Raw genomic sequence first — 20,097 nt, 5'->3', positions numbered from 1 at the left:
TTCCTACATGCTTCCCCGATAAATCAGCCATGCCCCTGCCCCTGATCTACCACGAAGACTACAGTCCCGAGTTCCCGGCGGATCACCGCTTCCCCATGGACAAGTTTCGCCTGCTGCGCGATCACCTGGTGGACAGTGGCCTGACCCGTGACATCGACCTGCTGCGCCCGGAGCTGTGCCCGGCGGATATTCTCGCCCTCGCCCATGACCCTGCGTATATCGAACGCTACATGGATGGCGAGTTGTCCCGCGAAGACCAGCGGCGCCTTGGCCTGCCCTGGAGCGAAGCACTGGCCCGGCGCACAGTGCGGGCGGTCGGCGGTTCGCTGCTGGCGGCCGAACAGGCGCTGGAACATGGCTTGGCTTGTCACCTGGCCGGCGGCACACACCACGCGCATTACGATCACCCTGCCGGGTTCTGCATCTTCAATGACCTGGCGGTGATCAGCCATTACCTGCTGGAAAGTGGCCGGGTGAATCGGGTGTTGATCTTCGATTGCGATGTGCATCAGGGCGACGGGACTGCACGAATCCTGCAAAACACCCCAGAAGCGGTGACCGTTTCCCTGCACTGCGAAAAGAATTTTCCTGCACGCAAAGCCGAAAGCGACTGGGACATCCCGTTGCCGATGGGCATGGGCGATGCCGATTACCTGAAGGTGGTGGACGATGCGCTCAACTATTTGCTGCCGCTCTATCAACCGGATCTGGTGCTGTACGACGCCGGTGTCGACGTGCACAAGGATGACGCCCTGGGTTATCTGAAGCTGACCGACGAAGGCGTCGCCGCTCGTGATGAAAGCGTGATGCGCCATTGCCTGGGCCGGGATATTCCGGTGGTCGGCGTGATCGGCGGCGGCTACAGCAAGGACCGCAAGGCCCTGGCGCGCCGTCATGGCATCCTCCATCACAGCGCCCAACGGGTGTGGCAGTCATCAGGTTGTCATTGATGTGTGAGTCTTTACCCACAATGCCTGTGGAACCGCCTGTGGATAACCTGAGTGAAAGGGCCTGCAGCCCATGCGGGGTATAGGCTACAGAGCGGTGGTTGTTTTTTAACCAGCCCTCGAATCCTCTCACAGGGAGCAGGGCTGGTAGAATGCGCGGCTTATTCCGCCACGCCGCAGCTCTCGCCATGACCCAGCCCTCCACTTCCCTCCCCCCTCACGTCGCCATCATCGGCGGCGGCCCCGCCGGCTTGATGGCGGCTGAAGTGTTGAGCCAGGCCGGGATCAAGGTCGATCTGTACGACGGCATGCCTTCAGTGGGGAGAAAATTCCTGCTCGCCGGGGTCGGCGGCATGAACATCACCCACTCCGAGGCCTACCCGGCATTTCTCTCACGCTATGCCGAACGGGCGCCACAGATTGCCCCGCTGTTACGCTCGTTCGGCGCCGAAGCCTTGTGCCAATGGATTCATGACCTGGGCATCGAAACCTTTGTCGGCAGCTCCGGCCGGGTGTTTCCCACCGACATGAAAGCCGCGCCCCTGTTGCGTGCCTGGCTCAAACGCCTGCGCGATGCCGGCGTAGTTATCCACACCCGCCATCGCTGGCTCGGTTGGGATAACAACGGTGATTTGCGCATCGACAGCCCCGAAGGCGAAAAAACCGTTCACGCGGATGCGAGCCTGCTGGCACTCGGCGGCGGCAGCTGGTCGCGCCTGGGCTCGGACGGTGCCTGGATGCTGCCGCTGGAACAGCGTGGTGTAGGGCTGGCGCCATTGCAACCGAGCAATTGCGGCTTCGAAGTGCAGGCCTGGAGCGAATTGATGGTCAGCAAATTCGCCGGCAGCCCGCTGAAAAACATCGCCATCGGCCTCAATGACGACGCGCCGCGACTCGGCGAGTGCGTGATCACTGCCACGGGAATTGAGGGCAGTTTGATCTACGCCCTGTCGGCAGCGATCCGCGAAGCGATCAATCAACACGGCTCGGCAACCCTTCACCTCGATCTGTTGCCGGGCAAGCCTGTGGATAAAGTCCAGGCAGCGCTGAGCAAACCGCGCGGCTCACGCTCCATGGCCAAACACCTGCACAGTCAGCTTGGGCTTGATGGCGTGAAAGCAGCATTGTTGCGGGAACTGACACCGGCTGACTGTTTTGCCGATCCGGCCCTGCTGGCCAAAGCAATCAAGGCATTGCCGCTGACGCTGGTGAAAACCCGACCATTGGACGAAGCCATCAGCAGTGCCGGTGGCGTGATGTTCGAAGCGATGGATGAACGTTTGATGCTCAAGCAACTACCCGGCGTGTTCTGCGCAGGGGAAATGCTCGATTGGGAAGCGCCGACCGGCGGCTATCTGCTGACCGCGTGTTTCGCCAGTGGGCGAGCGGCGGGGTTGGGGATGGTGGAGTGGTTGAAGAACCGACGCTGATCGTTCCCACACTGCGTGGGAACGATCTTCAGAGGATCAAGGCTTACGCTTACGCGGCCCGGTATTGAACACTGGCACTTTACGTACCGGCTTGATCGAAGGCTCCGGCGCCGACGCCTCACCGCTCTCGACCCATTTACCCAGGTTGCGCTTGCCGCCACCGGAGGTTTTGGGCTTCTTCGGTTTTTTCGGCTTCTTGATCACCTGACCGCTGGCATCGGTATCCGGCACGCGGTGTTCAGGTTCGAAGTCCGGCTCCATCTGGCGAGTCAACGTCTGACGGGTCAGCATCTCGATGGCTGACAGCTGATTCACTTCATCGGCGCAGACCAGCGAAATAGCCTGCCCGGTTGCGCCCGCACGGCCGGTACGACCGATGCGGTGGATGTAGTCCTCGGCCACGATCGGCAGGTCGAAGTTGACCACTAACGGCAAATCTTCGATATCCAGACCACGGGCAGCCACGTCGGTGGCCACAAGGATCTGCACTTCGCTGGCCTTGAAACGATCCAGCGCCCGCTGACGGGTCGCCTGAGGTTTGTCGCCGTGGATGCCGTCGGCATTGACGCCCAGGCCCTGGAGTTTTTCCACCAACGCGTCTACGCCGTTGCGGGTCTTGGCGAACACCAGCACCTGCTTCCACTTGCCCTTGCGCATCAAGTGAACGAACAACTCCGGCTTGCGCTTTTTGTCCACCGTCACCACCCATTGCTTGACGGTATTGGCGGCCACGTTGCGCGGGCTGACTTCGATGCTCAGCGGGTCGTTGAGCATTTGCCCGGCCAGCATGCGGATCGCATCGGAGAAGGTCGCGGAGAACAGCAGCGTCTGACGTCTCGAAGGCAGGGCTTTATAGATATTCCCCAGCTCCTCGGAAAAGCCCAAATCGAGCATGCGATCGGCTTCGTCCAGCACCAGGGTTTGCAACTGGTTGAACTTGAGCGCGTTCTGACGGAACAGGTCGAGCAAGCGGCCAGGGGTCGCTACCAACAGGTCGACGCCCTTGCGCAGCTTCATCATTTGCGGGTTGATGCTGACACCGCCGTACACCGCGTAGGTGCTCAACGGCAGGTTCTCGGCATACTGGCGCACGGCTTCGTGAACCTGTTCGGCCAGTTCGCGGGTCGGCACCAGAATCAGCGCGCGCACGGAGTTGGCGCTGACTTTCGGCCCTTCCATGGCCAGCAATTGCAGCAGCGGCAAGGCGAAACCGGCAGTTTTGCCGGTGCCGGTCTGGGCCGCGGCCATCAGGTCGCGACCGGCCAGCACCGCCGGAATCGCTTGCGCCTGAACCGGCGTCGGGGTCTGGTAGCCGAGCGTCTCAAGGGCGCGCAGCAAGGGTTCGATCAGGCCAAGGGTGGCGAAAGTCATGGGAGTACCGTAGGAAAAATCAGCGCGTTTGTGCGACACAAGTGTGCAATGGCGCGCAGTTTACCCTAATTCGCTCGGGATTCTGTCGGCACCACTACAGCAGGGGCCGACCGATCCGTACCACGGCGCCACTGCGGCAACCCGATCAACACCACGGCACTGATGATCACCGCCATGGCCAGCGCTTCCTCGACACCGATGGTCTCGCCAACGAATACGATCCCTAGCAACACCGCCACCGCCGGGTTGACGTAGGCATAACTGGTGGCTGCGGCCGGCCGCACGTGTTTCAACAGGTACATGTAGGCGTTGAAGGCGATGATCGAGCCGAAAAGGATCAGGTACGCCAGCGCCGCCCAGCCTTCGATCGGCGGCAGACTTTCCAGACGCTCGCCACTCACCGCACTGCCGATCAGCAACACCACGCCACCCACCAGCATCTCCACAGCACTAGCCATCGCGCCCTGAGGCAACGGCAAGTGTTTGCTCCACACCGAGCCGAAGGCCCAGGACGCCGCCGCGAACACCAGCAACGCTGCGCCCAACGGGCTCGATTGCAGGTTGGAGCCGAGGTTGAGCATGGCAATACCGATCAGCCCGAGCACAATCCCGGCCCATTCGAGACGGGTATTACGCGCGCCCCAGAAATATCCGCACAACAAGGTAAACAGCGGCACCGTCGCCACCGCCAACGCGGCCACGCCAGAGGCTACGCCCGTATGCTCGGCGACGCTCACCGCACCGTTACCGCATGTCAGCAGCAAAATCCCGATGATCCCCGCCGCTTTCCACTGCGCCCAGGTCGGCGCCGGCGCCCCGCGCCAGCGCAGGTACGCGTACATCAACGTCCCGGCGAGCACGAAGCGGATACCCGCGAGCAGCAACGGCGGCCAGTACTGCACGCCGATGCGAATCACCAGGTAGGTCGACCCCCAAATCACGTACAACGCGAAAAAAGCAGCGATCAGCGGTAAGGAAAAACGGCGTAGACCAGACATGGGCAGCTCGATGAACAAGACAAGGAGAGCCGCTATTCTAGAAAGGCCAACAGCGGAAAATAAGCTACAAAACCTGTTTATAGCGCCGGTACACTTTTCAAAACACGGAGTTCGACGCTATAAACCGTGCTTTCGAAAGTCAGTCATTTTTCAGGTAGGCCACGATGGACAAATACGACCGCATGCTCCTCAGCGCCCTGTTGGAAAACGGTCGTGCGTCCTACGCCGATCTGGCGCGCAAGGTGAACCTGTCCGCTCCGGCGGTGGCCGAACGCGTTGCCAAACTTGAGGCCTGCGGGGTGATCACTGGTTACCAGGCGACAGTCGACATGTCCAAAATCGGCCTGCCGATCCAGTGCGTCATCGAACTGCGCCTGAACCAGCACGGTAAACAGAAAACCTACGACGAACTGATCAAAATCCCACAGCTCACCGAATGCCATCGCGTCACCGGCGACCCGTGCGTGATCATGCAAGCGGCGGTAGGCTCGATGCCGGAGCTGGAAGAGTTGATCAACCGGATCGCCACGTTCGGGTTCAGCAAGACCTCGATTGTGTTGTCGAGCGCCATCGAAAAACGCGTGCCGTTGGGTCAACTGGAGGGGAAATAGTGAGGCGACTGACGCCTTCGCGGGCAAGCCTCGCTCCTACGGTTTTTGAGGCGACCCCAATGTCGGGGCGCCCATAAATCCGTAGGAGCGAGGCTTGCCCGCGAAGAGGCCAGTAGAAACACTACAAGACCTTAAAACCCGCGATACCGCTTCAAATGCTCATTGATCTTCGCCGCCGGCACTTTCTGCAGGCTGCACAACAGATCATGGGACAACTCGCGCAATCCATGCTTTTGCCGCAGCTCTTGCGCCAGATGCGCCGTCAGGTTGGCGGCCATTTCCGCATCGGCCATGGCCCGGTGAGCCTTGCCGGTATTGGGCAGGCGGGCGAAGGTGGTGAGGGTGCCGAGTTTGTGGTTCGGCGCGGCAGGCATCAGGCGGCGGGCGAGTAACAGCGAGCAGGCAAAGTTCTGCAAGCGTGTACGTTTGATTCGCCCAAGCTCGTAGTCCCAGAACTTCTGGTCGAACGCAGCGTTGTGCGCCAGCAGCGGCGTGATGCCGACGAATTCGTTGACCTCGTTCATCACCTGCTCGGCCGAGGGGGCGGTGCGCAGCATGGCGTTGCTGATGCCGGTCAGTTGTTCGATGAACGCCGGCACCCGCACGCCGGCATTCATCAGGCTTTGGTAACGCTCGACGATGCGCCCCTGTTCAAGAATCACCACGGCAATTTCCGTGGCCCGGCAGCTGCTGCTCGGGGAGATCCCGGTGGTTTCAAAGTCGATGACTGCTATGCGTTCCAAACCTGTTTCAACTCCGTAAAAATCAATTCTTGAGCAGCAACGCGCCTTCGATCGGTACGTAACGACTGGCGGCGCGGATCAGCGAGTTGGCCGTCAGGCCCGGCACGCCGTAGGCCACCGCCTGCACGCCGTGCTTGGCTATGATGCGCTCCAGCAGCATGTCGAAATCGCCGTCGCCAGAGGCCAACACCACTTCGTCGACATGGTCGGCGGCGTCCATGATGTCGAGGGTGATGCCCACGTCCCAGTCGCCTTTGGCCGAACCGTCGCTGCGCTGGATGTAGGGCTTGAGCTTCACGACGAAGCCGAGGTTGCGCAGGATCTGCTGGAACTGCTGCTGTTTGCTGTCGCCACGATCGATCGCATAGGCGTAGGCCTCGACGATCTGCCCCTGCTTGCTGACGTCAGCCCACAAGGCGGCATAGTTGAAGTGGCAACCATAGGCCTGGCGCACGGTGTAGTAGAGGTTCTGGACATCGGCGAACACTGCGATTTTTTTCACCGTACATCCTCTCAGCGCGTTGGCGCGCGGGGTCGTGGCGCACAGGCGCGCGGGCTGGATCAGGCTCCAGGCCCGAAAAGTCGCCCAGTATGCCAGCCAGAAGGATTGTTCCGCGAATAATCGGCCCGGAGCGCCATGGCGCTCCGGACGAATGGCAGGTCAGATGAAGGAGTCGTCGTCATCGCCACCGAAGAACGATGAACTGTCATCATCGTAATCCGCGTCGGTGAAACCGCCCTGATCGCTGGAGTTGTCAGCCACGCGCTGATCATTGCCCCAACCGCTGCTATCGCTCTGATCGTTGACCTTGGCCGGTTCTTCCTTGATGACTTCAACCACTTCCGGCTGCTGATTGTGATGGAACAGGCTGCTGATGCCTTGCGCCAGCATCACGCCACCGGCCACACCCGCTGCCGTTTTCAATGCACCGCCGAGGAAACCGCTGCCGACAGGCTGTTGCGGTGCGTAATTCTGCTGAGGCGGCGCTCCGAAACTCTGCTGAGCAGGCGGTGCACCGAAGTTTTGCTGCGGCTGCGAGTTGAACGACGGCCGTCCTGGTTCACGCCAGCCGCCATTCGAGGGGGCTGCGCTTTGAGTCGGCGCAGGCTGCGGATCACGGGAAGCGCCGCCGAAAATGCTCGACAAAAAGCCGCCGCTTGGCGCCGGCGCCGCTGTCTGCGCCTTGGCCTGTTGCAGTTCGGCCTGCAATTGCTGGACTTGCTGGGTGAGTTGCTTGTTCTGTTCGTCGAGGCTCTTGATGGCTGCCTCTTGCACCAGAATCGCCTGGGTCATGAAATAGCCCGCCGCTGGCTGGCGAGTCAGGTGTTCCTTGATCCGCGTCTCGGCCTGGGCGTCGCGCGGGGCTGAGTCCGTTTCGGCCTGTTGCAGCCGGGAAAACAGTCCATCGATCAGGGTTTGTTCTTCGCTGTTCATGGCGACCTCGTAGATTGCCGGGAATATCATTGCCCTCACCCACAGTGGATAAGGTGCTCACCAGTAATGGGGCTGATACAGGATGTTTCAATGACCTTTACCGAACGTTTACGTTTGTGCCCCGAAGGGGTTGATCGGTTAAAGTGAGGCACTGCTTTCAACCTGCGATACCGACTGATGAATTCGTTCGATGTACTGCGTGACTCTCTGTATTTCTTCAAGCGCAATCTGAGCCAGATCGTGCAGCTGTGCCTGCCGCTGGTGATTGTCGAGGCGCTGCTGCAACAAGTAGTCGACCGCTCTACCGGGCCGGACAGTTTCGCCGGCATCAGTGTGATTGTCGGCTTGCTGGTGTATCCGCTGTACACCGCCGCGCTGATCCTGTTTCTCGATGCCCGCAGCCGAGGCGAATCGCCACGTACCCGCGACCTGTTGGCCGCCGCCGCGACCCTGTGGCCGCGCTTCGCCGTGCTGACCGCCCTCAATACATTGCTGATCCTGATCGGCCTGTCGCTCTATTTCCTGCCGGGCATCTGGCTGATGGTGACGCTGGCGTTCGGCGAGTACCTGTTGGTGCTGCGCGGCCTGGCACCGCTGGCGGCGATGAAGGAAAGCCTGCGCCTGACCCGCGGGCATTTCATACGCATCCTGGTGTGCATTCTGTGCGTGATGGGCCCGCTGTGGGTGCTCAAGGGAGCGACGCTGGCGGTTTACCCTGACCCGCAGAACCCGGTGATCTCGCTGCTGATCGACAGCGCCCACAGCTTCCTGCAGCTGTTCACCAGCGTGGTGCTGTTCCGTTTGTTCATGCTGATCGCCGATGCGCCCGAGAAATCTGATGAGCGGCTCTGACCGCTCTACCCTTGGGCTTTGGCGCTGCTCTCGGTTATGCTCGGGGTCAATCTTGTAACGCGATAAGCCGAGCGATGCCCCGTCTACTGCGCTACACCCTGCTGTGCCTGCTGATCGCCATCAGCCTGATTGCATTGCTGATCTACAGCCTGACCTGGCGTCCCGACGCCAAGGAAGCGCTGCCGGTCAGTTGCAACGCCCAGGCGCCGACGCTGGTGCCCGGCCAGGCGTTGAAGGTGATGACCTGGAACGTCCAGTATCTGGCCGGCAAGCGCTACGTGTTCTGGAACGACCTGGCCGCAGGAGACGACGAAACCCCTACACCTGAAGACATGGCCTTCAGCCTCGACGAAGTGGCGCGGGTGATTCGCGACGAGCAACCGGACATCGTGCTGTTGCAGGAACTCGATGACGGCGCCAAGGCCAGCGACTACCAGAACCAGTTCAAATTACTTCAGGATCGGGTCACCGACCTGTATCCGTGCACCACTCAGGCCTTCGACTGGAAAGCCGACTTCGTACCTGAACTGCACATCTTCGGCAGCGTTGGCCGGCAATTGGCAACCCTGAGCCGCTACCGGATCGAACACGCCGAACGCCTGCAATTGCCGGTCGCGCCGGCCAATGTCATCAGCCGTCAGTTCAAGCCGAAAGACGCCTTGCTGGTCACGTACCTGGCATTGAACGACGGTGGCCAGATGGCCGTGCTCAACACCCATCTGGACCGCGCCAGCCAGCTCGACGATACCTTGCAAACCCAGGTGACGGCTGTGGCCAAGGTGCTCGACAAGTTCGAAAGCCGCGGCACGCCGTGGTTGATCGGTGGTGATTTCAATCTATTGCCACTGGGCCAGTATCAACGCCTGCCCGCCGAGCAACGCACACCCTACTCTGCCGACAGCGCGCTGCATGTGCTGTGGGACAAATACCCGATGATCCCCACCAACAACGAAGCCAGCGGTATCGACCGGGCACAATGGTTGACCCATTACCCGAATGATCCCGGCTTGAACGGGCCGGACCGGACCGTCGACTACCTGTTTTACAGCCCGCGCATCAAACGGGTCGAAGCGCGGGTGCGGCAGGACGATACGTTGCGCATTTCCGATCATTTGCCGGTGATTGCGCGGTTTTTGTTGCCGGCCGCGCCTTAAATTCATCCGGCACATTGCCAGCCTTTGTGGCGAGGGGGCTTGCCCCCTCGCCACAAGTCCCTCGCAATGCGGGGCCGTCGATATTATTTACGGGGTTTGATCCGCGCCGTCGCCTCGGCCACCAGCGGATCATCCGGCCAGTAGTGCTTCGGATACCGCCCCTTCAAATCCTTCTTCACCTCGGCATACGTACTGCGCCAAAAGTTCGCCAAATCCTGAGTCACCTGCACTGGCCGCCGCGCCGGGGACAACAGATGCAGTTTCACCACTTGCCGACCACCCGCAATGCGCGGGGTCTCGGCCAGGCCGAACAACTCCTGCAACCGCACCGCCAGAATCGGTGGCTGTTCACTGTAATCCAGACGAATCGATGAACCCGACGGCACGCTCAAATGATGCGGCGCCAGCTCTTCGAGCCGTTGCGGCAACGGCCACGGCAGCAAGTTGTGAACGATGCTCGACAGGTCCAGATTGGCGAAGTGACTGAGCCGCGAGACTTTGCCCAGGTACGGCATCAGCCAGTGTTCGAGGCTTTTGAGCAAGGTTGCGTCGCTGACATCCGGCCATTCGCTCTCGCCTTTACCCGCGAGATCCAACTGCCGCAACAACGCCACCCGCGCCTGCCACTGACGCAGCTCTGGCGTCCAGGGCAACAGCTCCAGACCTTTGCGTCGCACCAGATTCACCAATGCCTGACTGCGAGCGCTTTCATCGAGCCCGGTCAGCGGTTCGCGGCTGAGGATCAACTCGCCGACCTTGCGCTGACGCTCGGCCCGCAGCACACCTTCGCGCTCATCCCAATCCAGTTGATCGACACACCGCACCTGTTCGGCCAGCACGGAGTCGAACAGCGCCGGATCAAAATCCGTCGCCAGATAAATCCGTTCTTCACGCTGGCCCTGACGACTGCCCAGATCGGCGATCACCAGCCACGGTTGTTTCATCAAACTGTCGGCTTCGGCGAACAGTGCTGCGCGACCGTTGGCCAGGCGATATTCAGCGCCACCGGCCCGCCGCTGTTGAGCGACCCGATCAGGATAAGCCAATGCCAGCAACGCACCGAGCCAACGCGGATGCTCGGGATCGCTGACCGGCTCCGACGCTTTGCCGCGCAAATAACCGCGATACTGCCGCGCCAGTTGCCGGGCCCGTTGAACACCGCCCTGCGCACCGCGAGCGGCCCGCTCTTCGCCGGACAGCAGCACCAGTCGGCTGTGCAGGTCCGCGCCAGCACCACGCAAGATATCGCGCTCACCAAGCAGTGCCGCGACATCGCAGGCCATGTCGGCCAGACCGAGCGCCTGGCCACGTAGCAGCAAATGGGCGATCCGAGGGTGGGCCGGTAGTTCGGCCATGGCCTGACCATGACGGGTCAGCGCTTCGCCCTCCAGCGCGCCCAAGCGCTCAAGCAGATCCTGGGCCTGTGCATAAGCCGCTGCCGGAGGAACATCGAGCCAAACCAACTGCACCGGCGTCACGCCCCAACGACCGAGTTGCAAGGCCAGCCCGGCAAGGTCCGCCGAGAGGATTTCCGCACTGGCGTAAGCCGCCAGTTGCTCGTGTTGATCCTGCGACCACAAGCGATAACACACGCCGGGCTCCAAACGCCCGGCCCGGCCTGCGCGCTGCGTGGCACTGGCTTTGGAAATGCGTTGGGTGTCCAGGCGAGTCATGCCGCTGCCGGGGTCGAAACGCGGCACGCGCGCCAACCCGGCATCGATCACCACGCGCACGCCATTGATGGTCAGGCTGGTTTCGGCGATGTTGGTGGCCAGCACCACTTTGCGCTTGCCCGCTGGCGCCGGATCAATCGCCGCCCGCTGCGCCGCCAGGTCCAGTTCGCCGTGTAGCGGGCACAGCAACACCGGCGTGCCCTCGCCCAAGGCATCGGCCAATTGTTGATGCACCCGCCGAATTTCCGCCTGCCCCGGCAGGAACACCAGCAGGCTGCCGGTTTCATCGTTCAGTGCGTCGAGGATGGTCTGCACCACCTTTGGCTCGATGAACTCACCGGGCTGAAACGGCCGGCCCCAGCGCATCGCTACCGGGTACATGCGCCCTTCGCTGCGCAGGATTGGCGCGTCATCCAGCAACCCGGCCAGGCGTTCTCCTTCCAGGGTTGCCGACATCAAGAGGATTTTCAGCGGTTGATCGTCGCGGAACAGCTCCCGGCCATTCAGGCTCAGGGCCAGCGCCAGGTCGGCATCGAGGCTGCGCTCGTGGAATTCATCGAAAATCAGCAAGCCCACGCCTTCCAGCGCCGGGTCATCCTGCAAGCGCCGGGTGAGGATGCCTTCGGTGACCACTTCGATGCGGGTATTGGGGCCGACCTTGCTGTCGAGACGAATGCGATAGCCCACGGTTTCGCCGACCTTCTCGCCCAATTCACTGGCCAAGCGCTCCGCCGCCGCCCGCGCTGCCAATCGGCGCGGTTCGAGCATTAGAATGGTCTGCCCGGCCAGCCACGGCTCATCAAGCAAGGCCAACGGTACCCGGGTGGTTTTACCGGCACCGGGCGGTGCTTCGAGCACGGCTTCGTGGCGTGTAGCGAGGGCTTCACGCAGGGCGGGTAAAACTTCATCAATCGGCAAAGAAATCATACTGGCTCCCAAACAGAGCGGCGAGTATAACGGCGTTCAGCGCGGTCCTAATTCATATCGACGATGCTTCGTTCCTAGATAACCCAGGAGATTTCAAATGCGTGCTCCCTTTCGCTTGATCGGCGGTGTATTGATCGCGTCCTTGCTGACCCAAATGACCGCCTGCGGCTCGATTTTCTACCCCGATCGCCGCGGCCAGATTGACGGCAAGATCGACCCGGCCATTGCCGCGCTGGATGCCGTGGGTCTGCTGTTCTATATCATCCCCGGCCTGATCGCCTTTGCAGTCGACTTCGCCACCGGTGCCATTTACTTCGAGCCCGGCCGGACCGCTCAGGTGGCCCCGGAAAAACTCAAGGAAGCGATCGGTGCCGACGGCAAGGTCGATAACCACAAGTTGCAGACTATTCTCGAAAGTGAACTGGGCCGCAGCTTCCCGCTGGACGATCCGCGCCTGATCCAGCACAAGGGCAGCGCCCAGCAACTGGCTATGTTCGGCCTGCAACCGGCTGCATAATTCGTGCATTTGAAGGAACCACAGCACTGATGACTACCCCTACCGACCACGCCCGCCTGCTGCGGTTGGCGACGCGCGCCTCGGTGGCGGTCGCGTGCATATTGATCATCGCCAAAGCCATCGCCTGGTGGCTGAGCGGCTCGGTGAGCATGCTCGCCGGGTTGACCGACTCGGCGCTCGACGGCGTCAGCTCGCTGCTCAATCTGATGGCCGTGCATTACGCCTTGCGCCCGGCCGATGACGATCATCGTTATGGGCACGGCAAGGCTGAATCACTGGCGGGCATGGCTCAGGCGCTGTTCATTGGCGGCAGTGCGGTGCTGATTGCCCTGCAGGCGATCGAACGGTTGAAACATCCGGAACCGATAGGCGCAGCGTGGCTCAGCATCGGGGTGATTGTGTTCTCCCTCGTCCTGACCGTGGCCCTGCTGATGTTGCAGCACCGGGTAATCAAGGCTACCGGCTCCAACGCAGTGAATGCCGACTCCTTGCATTACCGCTCGGACCTGCTGCTCAACGGCGGCATTCTCGTAGCGCTGGTGCTGGCAGGGTTTGGCTGGCAGCAAGTCGACCCGTGGTTCGGCCTGGGGATCGCTGCTTACATCCTCTGGAGCGCGATTCAAATCGCCCGGGAAAGTTTTGCAGTGCTGATGGATGAAGAGTTGCCGACCGATGTCAGCCAGCACATGCTCGAACTGGCCTGCAGCGTACCCGGCGTTCTGGGTGCCCACGACTTGCGCACACGGATTTCCGGCAACCAGTGGTTCGTGCAATTGCATCTGGAATTGCCGGGAGACTTGACCCTGTCAGTCGCCCACGGCATCAGCGATCAAGCCGCCGATGCGATTCATGCCGTCTACCCGCGAGCCGAAGTGCTGGTGCACGCCGACCCGCAGGAAGTGGTGAAGGCCGCCAGGGCTCAGTAACTCACCTGATAACCGCGACTGCTCAGGCAGTTGCCCTGAGCCTGTCGATAAGCTTGCACCACCGACGGATCCGGTTGGTAGGTGGCGGTACGTGGATCGAAACCGCTCTGTTGCACGGCCCAGCGATAACATTCATAAGCGTCCCGGCTGACTTCCTCCGGCGACTGGCCGTTGGCCGGGTACGCCACCACGTCATAACCATTGCTCACCGGTTGCGGCTGCACGGGCGGTTCGACCACGACGTAATCTTGAGTGCTCTCCTGGTAGGCGTAATACGCGCCGGCCGCCAGGAACAGCAGCGTGCCGCCGATCCACACTTCACGGGCGTAATCGGGCAAGTAGCTGACACGAATCCCGCGAGGCGGCTGAACCACCACATAACGCGGGCCTTGCGGGCGATACCAGTAACCACCGGAATAGAAATAATCCTGGCCACGATACGGCACACGGAAGTGACGCTCCTCCGGGAAGCGGTCGATCACGTACCCAGGACGATACTGCGGACCGGGGCCCCAGCCTGTGCCGTGCCCCTCCGGGCGACCGGGCCAGCGACGGTCATCGTGACGTGGCTCCCGCCCCCCGGTCTGCCATGGCTGGTTGCGATTGTTACGCCACGGTTCGTCCTGATAGTAGCCACGCCGCGGTTCCTGGGTCTGGCGCACGGTATCGGGCCGACTCTGGATTGGCAGATTATTACTCGGTTGTTGCGGCGCTCGCTCCTGAACGTTGGAGTCGTGCAGTGTACGGTTCTGCCACTGGCCACCCTGAACGTTTGGATCGTGTAGCGGACGGTTCTGCCACTGGCCGCCCTGAACGCTGGAGTCGTGCGGCGTACGGTTCTGCCACTGACCGCCCTGATTGTTGGACTCGTGCGGCGCCCGGTTCTGCCACTGGCCGCCCTGATTCTGGTCGTGGAGTTCAAACTTGCGGCTGTTGTCGCCACGAATGATTTCGTTGTTCTGCGGGCGTGGCTGATTGCTGCCGCCACGGCCCTGGCCCTGGTCATTGCCACGATGATCAGGCCCATGTTGCCCGCCATCGGGGCCGCGGTTCTGCGGTTCATCGGCAAGCGATTGTGCAGTGACACTCACACACAGCAAACCAACACCGGCCAAACGCCAGATGCGCGATTTCATTCTTTTCCTCACGGCGGGTTAGGGCCTGTACGTAAGACTGGGAAAGCGCAGGCCGGTTCTGCAACAGGTTATCAGTCACGTAACTTTTTTATTGAGCGGCTCTTTATTAAGGGCATGCCAAATTGCGGGCAAGAAAAAAGGGAGACCCGTCGGCCTCCCTTTGAGAACTTCGTCCGTGCTCGACGCTTATGACGTCGGCTCACCTCACGCCGTCTTCTGGACAGTGTGTAGCTCGGGGGCCGACGCATCCCCGGTGGGGGTGGCGACCGCAGCTGGCCTGATTGGGCGAGCCGCACTGGACTGTTTGTCCGAGCAGTGATTCTGGTAATAAGAATAGGCCCGGAGCACCGACAGAGGATTGCGAAGATTGCTCAAATAAACATCACTTGCGCAATTTTTAACTCAGGATAGATAATCTGCCGCAATAGTTATGACAAAGGCCTGATTGATGAGCAAACTCGACCGATACGACCTGAGTATTTTGGCGGAATTACAGCGCGACGCGCGCATCTCCAATCAGGAGCTGGCCGAACGCATCGGCCTGTCGCCTTCGCCTTGCTCGCGGCGGGTCAAGCAACTGGAAGACGACGGCTACATCTCCCGCCAGGTCGCCTTGCTCGACCGCAAGATGCTCGGCCTGAGCCTGACCGCCTACGTGCTGATCGGCATGGACCGCCATACTCCCGAGCGTTTCGAGAACTTCGAAGCCGCCATTCGCACGTTACCGCAAGTGCTGGAATGCAGCCTGGTGACCGGGATGGACGCAGATTATCAGCTCAAGGTGGTGGTGCCGGACATGGATCACTATCAGAAGCTGCTGCTGGGGCATCTGACCCGGATTGAAGGGGTGACGAGTGTACGGTCGAGTTTTGTGTTGAACCAGGTGCTTAACAGCACTGAACTGCCTCTAACCCACCTGCGCAGCTGATTGTGGCGAGGGGCTTGTCGGAACGCCGCACCGCCCCGTTCGGCCGCGCAGCGGTCGTAAAATCAAAGAACGCGGTGTGTCAGGTAAAACTCATGGGCTGGCTTTGGGGCTGCTTCGCAACCCAACGGGGGCAAGCCCCCTCGCCACAATCCGACGCAGGTCAATACCTCGCCAATCCCCCTTGGCGTATACTCCTCCGGCCTTTTTAGCCCCACCCGCGCTGGAGATGTTCAATGGATCCTGCAGTTTTCGAAGAGTGGATGATGACTGGCCTGGTCAGCATCCTGATCATTTTCATGGGTTTCATCGTCTGGGATCTGGCAAAAAAATCCAAGGCCGGGCGCTTCGGCTCGTTCATCCTGTTCTTTGTATTGGGACTCGGCGTGGCCGCATTCGTGATCAAAAGCGTGGTCATCGGCCTGATCGAATCCGGCACGCTATAAACGCGCCGGTACTTCCTTCCACTGGCCCTGATCGAGCCCTTCGATCGACCAGTCACCGATTCTGACCCGCACCAGGCGCAACGTCGGCAAGCCGACCGCCGCGGTCATGCGCCGCACCTGACGGTTGCGCCCCTCACGAATCACCAACTCCAGCCAACTGGTGGGCACGCTTTTGCGAAAACGCACAGGCGGATTGCGCGGCCACAGCTCAGGCTCATCAAGCTGCCGCGCCTCGGCGGGCAAGGTCATACCGTCGTTCAGCTCGACGCCCTCGCGCAAACGCTGCAACTGCTCGGCGGTTGGCTCGCCTTCCACTTGCACCCAGTAAGTCTTGGCCAGTTTGTGTTTCGGGTCGGCAATCCGCGCCTGAAGCTGGCCGTCGTTGGTCAGCAGCAACAAGCCTTCGCTGTCACGGTCCAGCCGTCCTGCCGGGTAAATCCCCGGGATCTCGATAAAGTCCTTGAGCGTCGCCCGCCCTTCGCCGTCGCTGAATTGCGTCAGCACATCGAAAGGTTTGTTGAACAGAATCAGCCTCGGCTCGGCCGGTGGCGCTTTGGCGACACGGCGCGGGGCTGAAGAGGATGACACAGGCTTCACGCCAGGGCGGCGGGAGACGGGACGTTGAGGACGGGACATGGCAAGAAGAACATCTAACGGTCAGGGCTGCTAATGCTAGTGCCCTGACTGTTAAATGACCATGAGAACAATCAGCGGAACGGCGGCTCGTCGAAGCTGCGCAGTTTGCGTGAGTGCAGCGAGTTGAGCTCGGTGCGCAACAGATCCACCGCCTCGATGCCGATTTTCAAGTGCTGACTGACCGCGCGCTCATAGAACGCGTTGGCCGACCCCGGCAGTTTGATTTCGCTGTGCAGCGGTTTATCCGACACACAGAGCAACGTGCCATAGGGCACCCGCAAGCGATAACCCTGGGCCGCAATCGTACCGCTTTCCATGTCCACCGCCACGGCGCGGGACAGGTTGATCAGCGGACGTTCCTGCGCCCAGCGCAGTTCCCAGTTACGGTCGTCGTAGGTCAACACGGTGCCGGTACGCAGGCGTTTCTTCAGTTCGTCGCCCTTCTCACCGGTGATGTTGGCCGCTGCTTGCTGCAACGCCAACTGCACTTCGGCCAGGGCCGGAATCGGAATGTTCGGCGGCACCACCCGGTCGAGAATCCCATCGCGGCGCATGTAAGCGTGGGCCAGCACGTAATCGCCAATGGTCTGCGACTGACGCAAGCCGCCGCAGTGGCCGATCATCAGCCAGCAATGCGGACGCAGCACGGCCAAATGGTCGGTGATGTTCTTGGCGTTGGACGGGCCGACGCCGATGTTCACCAGGGTTACGCCATGGCCGTCGCTGGCGATCAGGTGATAGGCCGGCATCTGGTAACGATGCCAGACCACGCCCGCCGCAATCGCCGAGGCTTCGCCATGGTCCATGGACTTTTCAATGATCACGTTGCCCGGCAACACCATGCGCACAAAACGCGGGTCTTTGCGCAGTTGCTCCAGGCCATGAACGATGAACTGGTCGACGTAACGGTGGTAGTTGGTCAGCAGAATCCACGGCTGCACATGCCGCCAGTCGCTGCCGGTGTAGTGCACCAGGCGCCGCAGGGAGAAGTCCACCCGCGCGGCATCGAACAGGGCCAGTGGCAGCGGGTCGGTGTTTTCCCAATCGTACAAGCCATCGGCGATGCCATCGGTGGCGGCCGACAGATCCGTACTCGGGAACACCCGCGCCAGTACCGCCGCCGTAACGCCAGAGCCGGCCAGTTCATCGCCCTGCTCGACCACATACGGATAAGGAATGTTTTGCTGGCTGACGCCGACTTCCACGGTCACGGTGAAGTCGTGCATCAACGGAACGAGTTGTTCCAGCAGGTATTTGCGAAAGGCTGCCGGATGAGTGACGGTGACGCTGTAGGTCCCCGGCAATTGAACCTTGGCATAGGCGCGAGTGGTCTGTGGGACTTCGCCCTGGCAGAGGTAGGTCAGACGCAACTCGGGATAACGAAACAGGGCACGCTGTTCAGCGTCCGGCTCGACGCGATCCTTGAGATAACGCTTGAGCGCCTGATTCAGCGCTGTGGTTGCACGCTCGTGCAAGACAGCAAGCCGGTCCACGGCTTGCTCGGCGGTTTGAACGACAATAAACGCTTCGGTCACGATCAGCTTCCTGTGTTCTGACTTGCAGACCTTCATCTTGCCTGCATCATCGCTTCACGGGAACAGTGGCGTGTTGGCTGTACATCAATTCTGAGACACAGATAATCCCGGTAGTGTTCATCAAATCATGGTCAAAACCCTTGCGGCGTCGACCGCGCCACAATCGCTTCCACATCCAGCCCACGTGGCAACGTTCCATACACCCGACCGGCCGAACCGAGGCGGCTGGCGATAAACGCATCACTGACCGCCGCATTGCCCGCCTCCAGCAACAGCCTGGCCTGAAGCCCCAAGGCGATATCTTCGGTGAGCTGGCGGGCGCGATATTGAATGTCGTCAGTGTCCTTGAACGCCCTCTGCAACTGGCCGATGTGTGTGGCCAGGCGTTTGTCGCCATGGCCATCGCCCAACTCGTTGAACAGCACATCGAGCACGCCCGGTTCTTTCGACAACGCGCGCAACACGTCGAGGCATTGCACGTTGCCGGAACCTTCCCACGTCGAGTTGACCGGTGCCTCACGGTACAGTCGCGGCAAGATGCTTTCTTCGACGTAACCGGCGCCGCCCATGCATTCGGCCGCTTCGTTGATCATCGCGGGCGCGCGTTTGCAGATCCAGTACTTGCCCACTGCCGTCACCAATCGAGCGAATTTCGCTTCGTGCTCGTCATCCAGATGATCCAGCGCCCGGCCCATGCGCAGGCTCAACGCCAGGGCGGCTTCGCTTTCCAGGGCCAGGTCGGCCAGCACGTTTTGCATCAAGGGTTGTTTGCTGAGCAACTTGCCACCGACCTGGCGGTGGGCGCAGTGATGGCTGGCCTGGGTCAGGGCCTGGCGCATCAGCGCGCTGGAGCCGACCATGCAATCGAAGCGGGTCATGGCGACCATTTCGATAATGGTCGGAACACCCCGGCCCTCTTCGCCGACCATCCAGGCCAGGGCGCCACGGAACTCCACCTCGCTGGAGGCGTTGGACCAGTTGCCGAGTTTGTTTTTCAGCCGCTGTATGTAGAACTGATTGCGCGTGTCATCCGGGCGATGACGCGGCAGCAGGAAACAGGTCAGCCCTTTGTCGGTCTGGGCCAGGGTCAGGAAGGCGTCGCACATCGGCGCCGAGCAGAACCACTTGTGGCCCACCAGTTCATACGCCTGGCCCGGCCCACCGGCGCCGACCGGATAGGCCTTGGTGGTGTTGGCCCGCACGTCGGTGCCGCCCTGCTTCTCGGTCATCGCCATGCCGATGGTGACCCCGGCCTTGTGGGCCATGCCGACATTGCGCGGGTCGTATTCGGTGGCGAGGATTTTCGGCAACCATTGCCGGGCCAGATCCGGTTGCAGGCGCATCGCCGGGACGCTGGCGAAGGTCATGGTCAACGGGCAACCGCTGCCGGCTTCAGCCTGACTGTGCAAATACGTCATGGACGCGCGGGCAACGTGGGCGCCCGGTTGCGGATCGGTCCAGGGCAACCCTGTCAGGCCATGCTCCACCGCCGTGCGCATCAACTGGTGATAAGCCGGATGAAATTCCACCAGGTCGATGCGATGGCCGTAACGGTCATGGCTGACAAACACCGGTTTGTTTTGATTGGCCGCAAACCCGGCCTCCATCAGCGGCCCGCCGGCCAATGCGCCGTAAGCGTCGATCCGCGACTCGGCCCAACCGGCATCGAACTGCCGCGACCATTCCTGCAAAGGCAGGTCGATGCGATAGAGGTTGGTGCCGTCCAACGACGGTGGCTGGTTGGTGACTTCGTGGGTTTCGGCGAACTGATGCAGGTTCATGACGGGGCTCCTTTGGTCAGCCAAGGGACTTTCAGTTAAGCACCGCCCCGAGGC

The 20,097-nt window shown here is 61.3% G+C and carries 19 protein-coding genes; 9 read left to right on the top strand and 10 right to left on the bottom strand.

Going from position 1 to position 20,097, the window contains the following annotated elements; genetic code table 11:
- The first annotated feature begins 29 nt into the window (after positions 1-29).
- Both AF70_RS07820 and AF70_RS07815 read left to right on the top strand, forming a co-directional pair.
- Positions 30-950, top strand: coding sequence for a histone deacetylase (locus AF70_RS07820; RefSeq protein ID WP_019650911.1), 921 nt, complete (start codon positions 30-32; stop codon positions 948-950).
- Positions 951-1,135: 185 nt separating this feature from the next.
- The gene (locus AF70_RS07815) at positions 1,136-2,377 is read left to right on the top strand and encodes a TIGR03862 family flavoprotein (RefSeq protein ID WP_028938853.1); all 1,242 of its coding nucleotides are present in this window, start codon (positions 1,136-1,138) and stop codon (positions 2,375-2,377) included.
- Positions 2,378-2,413: 36 nt separating this feature from the next.
- Here AF70_RS07815 and AF70_RS07810 read toward each other — a convergent pair whose 3' ends face one another.
- Positions 2,414-3,748, bottom strand: a complete 1,335-nt coding sequence (locus AF70_RS07810; protein WP_028938852.1) for a DEAD/DEAH box helicase — start codon at positions 3,746-3,748, stop codon at positions 2,414-2,416.
- A 65-nt stretch (positions 3,749-3,813) separates the two neighbouring features.
- Complete coding sequence (yedA, locus tag AF70_RS07805) at positions 3,814-4,746, bottom strand: drug/metabolite exporter YedA (protein WP_028938851.1); 933 nt, start codon at positions 4,744-4,746, stop codon at positions 3,814-3,816.
- 164 nt (positions 4,747-4,910) lie between these two features.
- Between yedA and AF70_RS07800 the strand changes: the two genes are divergently transcribed.
- Positions 4,911-5,357: an Lrp/AsnC family transcriptional regulator gene (locus AF70_RS07800; RefSeq protein WP_028938850.1), complete on the top strand. Its 447-nt coding sequence runs from the start codon at positions 4,911-4,913 to the stop codon at positions 5,355-5,357.
- A 131-nt stretch (positions 5,358-5,488) separates the two neighbouring features.
- Here AF70_RS07800 and AF70_RS07795 read toward each other — a convergent pair whose 3' ends face one another.
- From AF70_RS07795 to AF70_RS07785, 3 genes are all read right to left on the bottom strand, one after another.
- The gene (locus AF70_RS07795) at positions 5,489-6,100 is read right to left on the bottom strand and encodes a PolC-type DNA polymerase III (protein ID WP_028938849.1); all 612 of its coding nucleotides are present in this window, start codon (positions 6,098-6,100) and stop codon (positions 5,489-5,491) included.
- A gap of 22 nt (positions 6,101-6,122) precedes the next feature.
- The gene (locus AF70_RS07790; protein ID WP_018925783.1) at positions 6,123-6,602 is read right to left on the bottom strand and encodes an NYN domain-containing protein; all 480 of its coding nucleotides are present in this window, start codon (positions 6,600-6,602) and stop codon (positions 6,123-6,125) included.
- Positions 6,603-6,761: 159 nt separating this feature from the next.
- Entirely contained in the window at positions 6,762-7,535 is a 774-nt protein-coding gene (locus AF70_RS07785; RefSeq protein ID WP_028938848.1) for a DUF2076 domain-containing protein, read from the bottom strand.
- 177 nt (positions 7,536-7,712) lie between these two features.
- Between AF70_RS07785 and AF70_RS07780 the strand changes: the two genes are divergently transcribed.
- Together AF70_RS07780 and AF70_RS07775 are read left to right on the top strand one after the other, a co-directional pair.
- Complete coding sequence (locus AF70_RS07780; RefSeq protein ID WP_019581325.1) at positions 7,713-8,387, top strand: YciC family protein; 675 nt, start codon at positions 7,713-7,715, stop codon at positions 8,385-8,387.
- A 74-nt stretch (positions 8,388-8,461) separates the two neighbouring features.
- On the top strand, positions 8,462-9,541 hold the full coding sequence (locus AF70_RS07775) for an endonuclease/exonuclease/phosphatase family protein (RefSeq protein WP_019650904.1): 1,080 nt from the start codon (positions 8,462-8,464) through the stop codon (positions 9,539-9,541).
- Positions 9,542-9,624: 83 nt separating this feature from the next.
- Here the strand turns inward: AF70_RS07775 and hrpB are convergent, their stop codons facing one another.
- On the bottom strand, positions 9,625-12,141 hold the full coding sequence (hrpB, locus tag AF70_RS07770) for an ATP-dependent helicase HrpB (RefSeq protein ID WP_028938847.1): 2,517 nt from the start codon (positions 12,139-12,141) through the stop codon (positions 9,625-9,627).
- 97 nt (positions 12,142-12,238) lie between these two features.
- Here hrpB and AF70_RS07765 point away from each other — a divergent pair, with 97 nt between their 5' ends.
- On the top strand, positions 12,239-12,658 hold the full coding sequence (locus AF70_RS07765; protein ID WP_019581328.1) for a hypothetical protein: 420 nt from the start codon (positions 12,239-12,241) through the stop codon (positions 12,656-12,658).
- A 29-nt stretch (positions 12,659-12,687) separates the two neighbouring features.
- Positions 12,688-13,584, top strand: coding sequence for a cation diffusion facilitator family transporter (locus tag AF70_RS07760; RefSeq protein ID WP_019581329.1), 897 nt, complete (start codon positions 12,688-12,690; stop codon positions 13,582-13,584).
- Here the strand turns inward: AF70_RS07760 and AF70_RS07755 are convergent.
- Positions 13,578-14,720: a DUF6515 family protein gene (locus AF70_RS07755; protein WP_028938846.1), complete on the bottom strand. Its 1,143-nt coding sequence runs from the start codon at positions 14,718-14,720 to the stop codon at positions 13,578-13,580. The genes AF70_RS07760 and AF70_RS07755 overlap by 7 nt on opposite strands.
- Positions 14,721-15,168: 448 nt before the next feature.
- Here AF70_RS07755 and AF70_RS07750 point away from each other — a divergent pair, with 448 nt between their 5' ends.
- On the top strand, positions 15,169-15,648 hold the full coding sequence (locus AF70_RS07750) for an Lrp/AsnC family transcriptional regulator (protein WP_007937367.1): 480 nt from the start codon (positions 15,169-15,171) through the stop codon (positions 15,646-15,648).
- A 233-nt stretch (positions 15,649-15,881) separates the two neighbouring features.
- Positions 15,882-16,091 carry a DUF2788 domain-containing protein gene (locus tag AF70_RS07745; RefSeq protein WP_007937369.1) on the top strand — a complete coding sequence of 70 codons (210 nt, stop codon included), beginning with the start codon at positions 15,882-15,884 and terminating at the stop codon, positions 16,089-16,091.
- On the opposite strand, the gene AF70_RS07740 is transcribed toward AF70_RS07745, so the two are convergent.
- The 3 genes from AF70_RS07740 to AF70_RS07730 form a co-directional block, all read right to left on the bottom strand.
- Positions 16,086-16,727 carry a pseudouridine synthase gene (locus tag AF70_RS07740; RefSeq protein ID WP_028938845.1) on the bottom strand — a complete coding sequence of 214 codons (642 nt, stop codon included), beginning with the start codon at positions 16,725-16,727 and terminating at the stop codon, positions 16,086-16,088. The genes AF70_RS07745 and AF70_RS07740 overlap by 6 nt on opposite strands.
- A 71-nt stretch (positions 16,728-16,798) precedes the next feature.
- Positions 16,799-18,298 carry an AMP nucleosidase gene (amn, locus tag AF70_RS07735; RefSeq protein WP_019650901.1) on the bottom strand — a complete coding sequence of 500 codons (1,500 nt, stop codon included), beginning with the start codon at positions 18,296-18,298 and terminating at the stop codon, positions 16,799-16,801.
- A gap of 95 nt (positions 18,299-18,393) precedes the next feature.
- A complete protein-coding gene (locus tag AF70_RS07730; RefSeq protein ID WP_028938844.1) occupies positions 18,394-20,043 on the bottom strand; it encodes an acyl-CoA dehydrogenase family protein in 1,650 nt (549 codons plus the stop codon).
- Positions 20,044-20,097: the final 54 nt, after the last annotated feature.

Source organism: Pseudomonas sp. KD5, from assembly GCF_012932895.1.
GTDB lineage: Bacteria > Pseudomonadota > Gammaproteobacteria > Pseudomonadales > Pseudomonadaceae > Aquipseudomonas.
Note: the sequence above shows the minus strand (reverse complement) of the source record. Positions and strands in the feature narration are given on the sequence as shown.